This is a genomic window from Acidobacteriota bacterium, assembly GCA_034211275.1.
Lineage (GTDB): Bacteria > Acidobacteriota > Thermoanaerobaculia > Multivoradales > JAHZIX01 > JAGQSE01.
Genome location: JAXHTF010000258.1, coordinates 1 through 8482, shown reverse-complemented (window position 1 = coordinate 8482; position 8482 = coordinate 1). Strand labels below are relative to the sequence as shown.

Genomic DNA, 8482 nt, shown 5'->3' with positions numbered 1-8482 from the left:
CAGGATCTACGCTATTTGGGAGTCTTCTTGGATTTTACAGCGGGGAGCTGAACGGGGCTCGCCGGGTCGCGGATTCGTGCGAGCTCCCTCAGGCAGTCGGCGCGGTTCGCCGATGCAGGCTGCCGCTCTGGCCTGCATCGGCCGCTTGGCGCCACACCTTCAGGGTTTCCTCCGCGGCCCGCTGCCAGCTGAAGCGTTGAGCGTTGGCGGTTCCCTTCGTTGCGAGATTCTGAGCTAGATCGGGATTGGAGAAGAGCCCCTGGAGGGCGTCGGCCCAGGCCTGAGGGTCTTCTGGCGGGGCGTAGAGAGCTCCGTCACCGGCGACTTCGCGGAGCACCGGTAGATCGCTACACACCAGGGGGGCGCCGGCCTGTTGGGCTTCCACCGCCGGTAGACCGAAGCCTTCGTAGAGGGTGGGGAAGACCACCGCCCGAGCCCGGTGGTAAAGCGCCGCCAGTTCCTCGTTGGCGAGGTAGCCGAAGCGCAGCAGCCAGCCCTCGGAAATGCCGGCCTCGAGCTCGGCGTCGAGGCTTTCGGCCTTCCAGCCCCGTTTCCCGCAGAGCACCAGAGCCGGGACCTCGACGCCCCGTTTTCTCAGCTCGCGCCAGGCGGCGAGCACGGTCCCCAGATTCTTCCGCGGCTCGAGGGTCCCCACGTGGAGGCAGAAGCTCCTGGGCGTGTTCTCCGGAGGGGTTCCCGGCTCCACTGCGCTGAGCTGACCGGGGCCGTGGAGCACGGCGTGGACCCGCTCCGGTGGGGCCAATTCTTCCTCCACCATCTCTTGGCGCACGGCCTCGCTGGGAGTGATCAGGTGGGCGGCTCGGTCCAGGGTCTTGTCGAGGCGAGTCTCCAGGTCCTCGAGGGTTTTCTCCCGCAGAGTCCACGGCACCTCGCGGAAGGCCAGGTCGTGGATGGTGGCCACCAGGGCGCCGCGGCAGAAGAGGAAGCGGCGAGGGGCGAAGAAGTTGGGGGCGAAGACGACGCGGTTTCGGTGGATGGCGAGGAGTAGCGGCTGCAGGCGCTGGACGATCTGCGCCAGACGCCAGGGCGGTAGGGAAAGATCCTCCGGCGCGTCGTAGCGCACCACCTCCAGGGCCGGCCCCGCCGGCAGCTCCACCACCGGTTCCGGGGCGTCGGGGATGGGAGCGATTTGCGGGCCGTAGAGACGCAGGCGCAGGTCGTCCCGATGGGCGAGGTGCTCGAGGAGGCGGTAGAGATACCATCCGATGCCGGTGAGGGGCTCCCAGAAGGCGCAGATATCCACCGCCACAGTGAGGCGCTCTTCCCGCCGCAGCTCGCGGGTCTTGGCAAGGGCTGCCCACAACCAGAGCCAGGTCGCCCTCAGTCTCCAGGGGCGCAGCCGGCTGAGCAGGTAGCGCAGCCGGCGGTAGGCGCGGACGGGTAGAGGGCCACGGGGTGTGGAGCTTTGAGAACCGGTTGCCATAGGAACAGCGCATTATAGGCTCTTCAGGCCCGGGGCGTCTTATTTGGGCATTGTGCCCCGGGGGACCGTAGGAACCATTCATGGAACAAAGAACAGCCAATCATCCCAAGCCTCGCCGTCGGCGGAAGCTGCGGCTGCTGGTGGTCGGGATTCTCCTGGTCCTTGCCGCTGGCCACATCTGGTTTTGGTATCTGCCGCGGGCTCATAGCGGCGTCCTGGATGCCGAGGGCGCGCCAGCGAGGGTGCTGTTGGGAGGAGATTTCGACACCGCCGTATGGCTGGCCTATCCGCACCAGAATCTGGCGGCGGTGGAAGGGGTGGAGGATCCGGGGGAGTATCTGGCCGCCGCAGCGCGGCTCTATCGGCGGGAACCCTTGGTGCTGCCGCCTTTTGGTCCGTTTTCGGTGCCGCCGGCGCGGGAGCTGGCGGCGGGTTGGGATGCCGGAGGCGAGCGCTTCGCCGTGGCGGCGCGGGTGTATCCAGCCTTCGCCCTCATCGGCCGGGTTGCGGGTTGGGTGGCGAGCAATCCGTGGCTGTCGGGAGGGGTGGTGGAAGGGCGCTATGGGCGCGTGCAGGTGAGCTGGGATGGGCTGGTTTGGAGCGCCGTGAGTCAGGGCGCTGCCGTGCCCCAGGAAGGCGTGCCCCAGGAGGCCCGGATGCCGCCGTCCGGAGAGCTTCTGGCATTGGCCCGCCTCGGCCAAAGAGCGGGAGTGGTGCCGCCGGGACTGTACTCGTTGCGCCTCGAGGAGGCCGGCTTGTCGGTAGATTTGCTGTCGGTCGATCTGCTTTCGGAAGACTTGCCGGCCGAAGGAGGGCAGATGGGGACGTCCCTGGGGGGCTTGGAAGATCGCCTCGAGCCACCGGTGGGGCTGCTGGGACTGGCGGTGACGGAAGGGCGCCGGCAGGCGCTGGTGCTTTTCGACGGCCCCAGTTTCGCGGTTCTCCAAGATGCTGCTCTCCAAGAGTCGTCCGATGGTCCGAGCCGACCGCCGCTGGCGGGGATGGGGTTGGCGCTGCTGCTGGGAGAGAACGGCTACAGCGGCATCGAAGGGGAATGGCAGCTCCTGGCGGCGGGTCGGGAGGCCTACGATCAGGGGGCGACGCTGGTGGGGCCGGTGTCGAAAGCCTTCGAGGGCTGGCGGTCAGACGATATGCAGCACCTGGTGGCGGCAGTGGTCTCGAATCCTCGGCGGTCGATGGAGATGATGGACGGGCTAGCCGCCGCGTTGCGGGCCATGCCCCTGGAGGACCCTCAGCTGGCTGCCGGCCGGGTCGATGACCTGGAGGTCCTCTTGCGTCCCCTGGAGAGATACGGCTTCGGCTCGGCGGTGATTTTGCGGGACCCGGACCGGGCTGCGCTGCGCCTTCTGCGGCATTCGGCACCGCCCGCTTCCTGAGTGGGGACCGAGTTTGACACCTCTACAACCCATGGCATAAGCTGGCCGCCTTGCCTTGGGAGGGACTCTACGGATGTTGATCAACCTGGAACGCATTCACGACGAGCCTTTCCACTGGGAGGAAACCCTGGAAATCCCGCCCGGCGGGTTGGATCGGTCCGAGGTCACGGGGCTCAGCCCGGTGAACCTGGAAGGCACCATCAGCTTCACCGATCCGGGGTACTATCTGCGGGCTCGCCTGACCTACGAGCAGGAGCTCGCCTGTGACCGCTGCCTGCGGCCGGTCAAGGAGAGCATCGACGAGCCGCTGGAGCTGCTGGTCTTCACCCATCCGGAGGGCCCGGAGGCGGAAGAGCAGGAGCTGGAAGAAAAAGACCTGAGCATCGTCCATATCGATGGGGACGAGCTCGATACGGAGCCGTTGGCGCTGGAACAAGTCCAGCTCAACGTGCCCATGAAGCCTTTGTGCCGTCCCGATTGCGCGGGCCTCTGTCCGAGCTGTGGGGCGAATCTCAACGACGAGAGTTGCAGCTGCGAGCGCGATGAGGTGGATCCCCGTTGGTCCGCTTTGGCAGCGCTCAAGGGCACTCTCGCCGGTGATGAACAGGACGGCGAGAACAGCGACGGCGACTGACGCCGAGGGCTGGCTTCTCGTCGAGTAGGACGCTCGAGCAGCCGCGACCAACGCGACAAATCAACGCGACCCAATAGAGCCGAAAGACAAGCTAGAGGTACTCAGATCATGGCGAATCCGAAACGACGTCATTCCAAGGCCCGTCGCAACAAGCGCCGCGCCCACGATGCCCTCGACCGGCCGGCAGCCTCCACCTGTGCCAACTGCGGAGAGATCAAGATTCCTCACCGCGCTTGCCGCGCTTGTGGTTTCTACCGCGATCGAGAGGTCGTCGAGGCAACCTCGGCCTTCTGATCGGGTACGCTCCTTCCTCGGCCGAGTCCATTGGAGCCTGATGCGACGCCGTTCTCTCGGGCGCTCGGCCAAAGGCTTCTCCGGGTTCCGGACCGGTAGGGCGGGACTCGCAGAGCCCTACCCCTAGAAAGGGACTGCTGGTCCCTGGAGCGGGCCGGTGAATGAGCCGGTGGAACCATGGAAGCGCCGCCGGGAGGCGGTCCAGGCCGGGGCTCGAGCGAGCCGCGGGAACTTCCCAGGAGCTCGATTTCTTGCACGTAGCCGTCGACGCCATGGGCGGGGACTTCGCTCCCCGCGAGGTCGTGACCGGAGCCGTCCGGGCCGCGGCAGACCATGGCGTATCGATTCTGCTGGTGGGGGATAGCGACCGCATCCGGCGGGAGCTCGCCGAGCATGGCGACGCCGGCCAGATCGAGGCTGGCGGCCGCATCGAGTTGGTACATGCCGACGAGGTGGTGGAGATGGACGAGGCGGCCATCACCCCCATTCGGCGCAAGAAGAAATCCTCCATCCGGCTGTGCGCTGATCTGGTGCGGGATGGCCGAGCGGAGGCGATGGTCTCCGCGGGCAACACCGGTGCCGCCATGATCGCCGCCAAGATGGTCATCGGCACCATTCCCGGCGTTCACCGGCCGGCGCTGGCGGCGGAATTTCCCAATCCCCGGGGCCGCACGGTGGTCCTGGATGTCGGTGCCAACGTCGACACCAAGCCCTCCCACCTTCGGGAATTCGCCGTGATGGGGCATTTCTACGCCCAGGAAGTCCACCGCATTCCCTTTCCCAAGATTGGCCTCATGTCCATCGGTGAGGAGGAGTCCAAGGGGACCGACCTGACGCGGGAGGTTTTCCGGGTGCTCAAGGAGACGGGGCTCAATTTCATCGGCAATGTGGAAGGTCAGGACGCCTTCAACGGCGCGGCGGACGTCATCGTGTGCGATGGCTTCGTCGGCAATGTGCTGTTGAAGAGCGCCGAAGCGGTGGCGGAGCTGATCAAGACCATGTTGCGGGAAGAGCTGGACAAGAGCCCCCTGCGCTCCCTGGGCGGTTGGCTCGCGCGGCCGGCTTTCGATAGTCTCTCCCGGCGAACGGATTATCGAGAGTATGGGGCGGCACCGTTGCTCGGGCTGCGGGGCGGTTGCCTGGTGGCCCACGGGCGCTCCAACGCCACCGCCATCATGAACTCGATTCTGCGGGCTCGGGAGCTGGCGACGACGGACGTGCACGGCAAGATCCGCGACAAGGTGGCCCAGCTGCACGACGAAGAGGCCCGCTATCTTGGGGCCCACGAGGCTTCCGGAAGCTGAGCCGGCGCTCCGAATACGGACATCCACAGGCATCCGCGCGCCGAAGATTCGCAACAGCATCGAAAGGACGACACCGTGAGCACAGATTCAGATCAGCCCCAGAGCGGTCCCGCTACGGCCTTTGTCTTCCCCGGCCAGGGCTCCCAGAAGGTGGGGATGGGGGCGGATTGGGCGGAGGCCTTCGAGGTCAGCCGTCGTACCTTCGAGGAAGCGGACGAGGTGCTCGGGTTCGCTCTTTCCAAGCTCTGCTGGGAAGGACCGGAAGACGATCTGCAGCTCACCGCCAACACCCAACCGGCGTTGCTCACTACGTCCATCGCCGCCTATCGAGCGGTGGCGGAGGCGGGGCTGGATCATGCCGTTCTGATGGCCGGTCACAGCCTGGGGGAGTATTCGGCGCTGGTGGCGGCGGGCACGTTGGAGCTGGCGGACGCTCTGCGACTGGTGCGCCGCCGAGGGGAGCTGATGCAGGAGGCGGTGCCGCCGGGGGTGGGAGCCATGGCGGCGATCATCGGTTTCGACGCGGAGCAGGTCCAGGCGGTGGCGGAGGAGGCCGCCGAGGGGGAGGTCTGCGCTCTCGCCAACCTCAACGGCGACGGTCAGACGGTGATCGCCGGCCACCGGGGAGCGGTTGAGCGGGCGGTGGAGATCGCCAAGGAACAGGGCGCCCGCAAAGCGGTGCTGCTGGCGGTGTCGGCACCGTTCCATTCGCCGCTGATGGCACCGGCTCGGGAAGGGCTGACGCCGCTGCTGGCGGCGACGGAGTTTCGCGATCCGCGGGTGCCGGTGGTGACCAACGTCGACGCCCGCCCGGTGACCACCGGTGCCGCTGCCCGAGAAGCGCTGATACGGCAGGTGGATTCCGCCGTTCGCTGGACCGAGAGCGTCAGCTGGATGGCCGAGGAAGGCGGCGTAGAGGCCTTCGCGGAGGTCGGTGCCGGCAAGGTCCTCACCGGTCTCAATCGCCGCATCGCCCGCGGTACTCGTTGCTTCACGGTGTCCGAGCCGGCGCAGATGGAACGCCTGTCGGCGGACGGTGGAGACGACGGCTGATACTGCTTCGCCGGATTCTGATTTCGAGCCACTTCGAGGGGAGATGACAATGTTCCGATTGGATGGAAAGACCGCTCTAGTGACAGGAGCTTCCCAGGGCATCGGCGCCGCCATCGCGCGCCGCCTGGCCGAGCAGGGGGCGTCGGTGATCTTGGCAGCCCGCTCCGTGGACAAGCTGGAGTCGCTGGCGGACGAGATCGCCCAGAACGGCGGCGAAGCGACGGCACTGGCTCTGGACATGACCGAGCCGGAGGCCATGGAGGCGCGCCTCAAGGAGCTACCGGAAGGTTTCGCCGACATCGACATCCTGGTGAACAATGCGGGCATCACCGCCGACAACCTGCTGATGCGGCTGAAGTTGGAGGATTGGCAGCGGGTGTTGGACACCAACCTCACCGGTCCCTTCGCCCTCACCAAGCTGGTCATTCGCGGTATGATGCGCCGTCGTTGGGGCCGGATCATCTCCGTCTCCTCGGTGGTGGGGCTGATGGGGAATATCGGCCAGGCCAACTACGCCGCCGCCAAGGCGGGGCTGGTGGGTTTCAGCAAATCCCTGGCTCGCGAGCTGGGGAGTCGCAACATCACCGTCAACGTCGTGGCACCGGGCTACATCGAGACCGCCATGACCGCGGAGCTGCCGGAGGCTAGCCGTACGGGGCTCACCGACGCCATCGTGCTGCGTCGCCTGGGACAGGTCGACGACGTGGCCTGGCCGGTGGTCTTTCTCGCCAGTGAAGAGGCCGCCTACGTCACGGGCCATGTGCTCAATGTCTCTGGCGGCCTGTATATCTAGTACACTGGCGCAGCGCTTCGCGAGGCCGTGACGGCCGTGCGAGGTCCGCTCTGCCAGATCAAACAAGCTGATTCGAAAAGCATCGACATTCATAGGAGGGAGCAAACCCATGTCCGATCAGGTTGAAGAAAAAGTTCGCGGCATCATCGTGGAACAGCTGGGTGTGGACGCCGACGAGGTGACCCTGGAAGCCAGCTTCACGGACGACCTCGGCGCGGATTCGCTGGACATCGTCGAGCTGGTGATGGCCTTCGAGGAAGAGTTCAACATCGAGATTCCCGACGAAGAGGCCGAGAAGATCAGCCGCGTCCAGGAGGCGGTGAGCTACATCTCCGAGCACCAGGACGACGAGAACTGATCCTCCCTCCGGCATGCCTTCTCGACCCTCCTCGGTGGATTTGCTCCGAGGGGGGCGCTGGGGAGGCTGCTGGTCTGGGGTCGCCAAGCTAAGGCAGCTCGTCTAGGGCAGCTAGCTCGTCTGGGCCGCTGGCCGGAATCGAACGTAGGCCGCTGTTGACTCGCGGTCCATCCCCCCATCCATCCATTGCCGGCCATCGACGGCCGGATCCATGGATAGTAAGCGAGGCCAACCTTGAGCAAAGTGATTCATACCCGCCGGGTCGTGGTGACGGGCGTGGGATTGGTGTCTTCTCTAGGCATCGGGACCACGGACAACTGGCAGGCTCTGCTCGAGGGGCGCTCGGGCATCGGGCCCCTGACCCGCTTCGATACCGAGAATTTCCCTGCGCGCATCGCGGGGCAGGTGCCGGATGACTTCGACCCCGGGAATTACCTGGAGAAGAAGGAGATCAAGAAGGCCGACAGCTTCATCCATTTCGCGCTGGCGGCCGCGGAATTTGCGGTGGGGGATTCGGGGGTTCGCATCGACGAGGAGACCGGGCCTCGGGTAGGGGTGATCATCGGCTCTGGTATCGGGGGCTTGCCGCTCATCGAGCGTACCCACGAGACCTTCCTCGAGCGTGGTCCGAGCCGGATCTCGCCGTTCTTCATCCCGGCTCTGATCTCCAATATGGCCGCAGGTCAGGTTTCCATCATGTATGGCGCTCGGGGCCCCAATTCGACCCCCTGCACCGCTTGCACCTCTGGTTTGCATGCGGTGGGCGATGCCTTCCGGCAGATTCAGCTGGGTTTTGCCGACGCGATGCTCGCCGGCGGCACCGAGGGGCAAGTGAGCGCGCTGGGAGTCGGGGGCTTTTGCTCGATGAAGGCTCTGTCGACCCGCAACGACGAGCCGGAGAAGGCCTCCCGGCCGTGGGACAAGGATCGGGACGGCTTCGTGTGCGCCGAGGGGGCGGGGATCTTGGTGCTGGAGGAGCTGGAGCAGGCTCGAGAGCGCGGCGCGACCATCTATGCCGAGATCGTTGGCTATGGAATGAGCGGTGACGCGTACCATATTTCCGCTCCCCATCCGGATGGCGACGGAGCGGCTCGGGTGATGCAGGCGGCGCTGGAGGATGCGGAGCTGGCGCCGGAGAGCATCGGCTACATCAATGCCCATGGAACCTCGACCTCGCTGGGAGATCAGGCGGAGGTGGAAGCGGT

9 protein-coding genes are annotated in these 8482 nt (G+C 66.1%); 8 read left to right on the top strand and 1 reads right to left on the bottom strand.

Annotated elements, in window-relative coordinates; all coding sequences use genetic code 11:
* Nucleotides 1-88: 88 nt before the first annotated feature.
* Nucleotides 89-1444, bottom strand: coding sequence for a glycosyltransferase family 1 protein (locus tag SX243_24035; GenBank protein MDY7096057.1), 1356 nt, complete (start codon nucleotides 1442-1444; stop codon nucleotides 89-91).
* An 80-nt stretch (nucleotides 1445-1524) separates the two neighbouring features.
* Between SX243_24035 and SX243_24030 the strand changes: the two genes are divergently transcribed.
* From SX243_24030 to SX243_23995, 8 genes are all read left to right on the top strand, one after another.
* Complete coding sequence (locus tag SX243_24030; protein MDY7096056.1) at nucleotides 1525-2841, top strand: hypothetical protein; 1317 nt, start codon at nucleotides 1525-1527, stop codon at nucleotides 2839-2841.
* Nucleotides 2842-2914: 73 nt separating this feature from the next.
* Complete coding sequence (locus SX243_24025) at nucleotides 2915-3475, top strand: DUF177 domain-containing protein (GenBank protein MDY7096055.1); 561 nt, start codon at nucleotides 2915-2917, stop codon at nucleotides 3473-3475.
* A 108-nt stretch (nucleotides 3476-3583) separates the two neighbouring features.
* The gene (rpmF, locus tag SX243_24020; GenBank protein ID MDY7096054.1) at nucleotides 3584-3769 is read left to right on the top strand and encodes a 50S ribosomal protein L32; all 186 of its coding nucleotides are present in this window, start codon (nucleotides 3584-3586) and stop codon (nucleotides 3767-3769) included.
* Between the two features lie 251 nt (nucleotides 3770-4020).
* On the top strand, nucleotides 4021-5073 hold the full coding sequence (gene plsX / locus SX243_24015; GenBank protein MDY7096053.1) for a phosphate acyltransferase PlsX: 1053 nt from the start codon (nucleotides 4021-4023) through the stop codon (nucleotides 5071-5073).
* Between the two features lie 75 nt (nucleotides 5074-5148).
* Nucleotides 5149-6126 (top strand): ACP S-malonyltransferase, encoded by a 978-nt coding sequence (gene fabD, locus SX243_24010; GenBank protein ID MDY7096052.1) that lies wholly within the window; start codon nucleotides 5149-5151, stop codon nucleotides 6124-6126.
* A gap of 43 nt (nucleotides 6127-6169) precedes the next feature.
* On the top strand, nucleotides 6170-6919 hold the full coding sequence (gene fabG, locus SX243_24005; protein ID MDY7096051.1) for a 3-oxoacyl-[acyl-carrier-protein] reductase: 750 nt from the start codon (nucleotides 6170-6172) through the stop codon (nucleotides 6917-6919).
* 109 nt (nucleotides 6920-7028) lie between these two features.
* Nucleotides 7029-7277 (top strand): acyl carrier protein, encoded by a 249-nt coding sequence (gene acpP, locus SX243_24000; protein ID MDY7096050.1) that lies wholly within the window; start codon nucleotides 7029-7031, stop codon nucleotides 7275-7277.
* A gap of 243 nt (nucleotides 7278-7520) precedes the next feature.
* On the top strand, nucleotides 7521-8482 hold a 962-nt coding region (locus SX243_23995), incomplete at its 3' end, for a beta-ketoacyl-ACP synthase II (protein MDY7096049.1).

Coding starts and splice junctions, on each gene's coding strand:
- SX243_24035 (MDY7096057.1), bottom strand. CDS start 1,444: ATGGCAACCGGTTCTCAAAGCTCCACACCCCGTGGCCCTCTACCCGTC.
- SX243_24030 (MDY7096056.1), top strand. CDS start 1,525: ATGGAACAAAGAACAGCCAATCATCCCAAGCCTCGCCGTCGGCGGAAG.
- SX243_24025 (MDY7096055.1), top strand. CDS start 2,915: ATGTTGATCAACCTGGAACGCATTCACGACGAGCCTTTCCACTGGGAG.
- rpmF (MDY7096054.1), top strand. CDS start 3,584: ATGGCGAATCCGAAACGACGTCATTCCAAGGCCCGTCGCAACAAGCGC.
- fabG (MDY7096051.1), top strand. CDS start 6,170: ATGACAATGTTCCGATTGGATGGAAAGACCGCTCTAGTGACAGGAGCT.
- acpP (MDY7096050.1), top strand. CDS start 7,029: ATGTCCGATCAGGTTGAAGAAAAAGTTCGCGGCATCATCGTGGAACAG.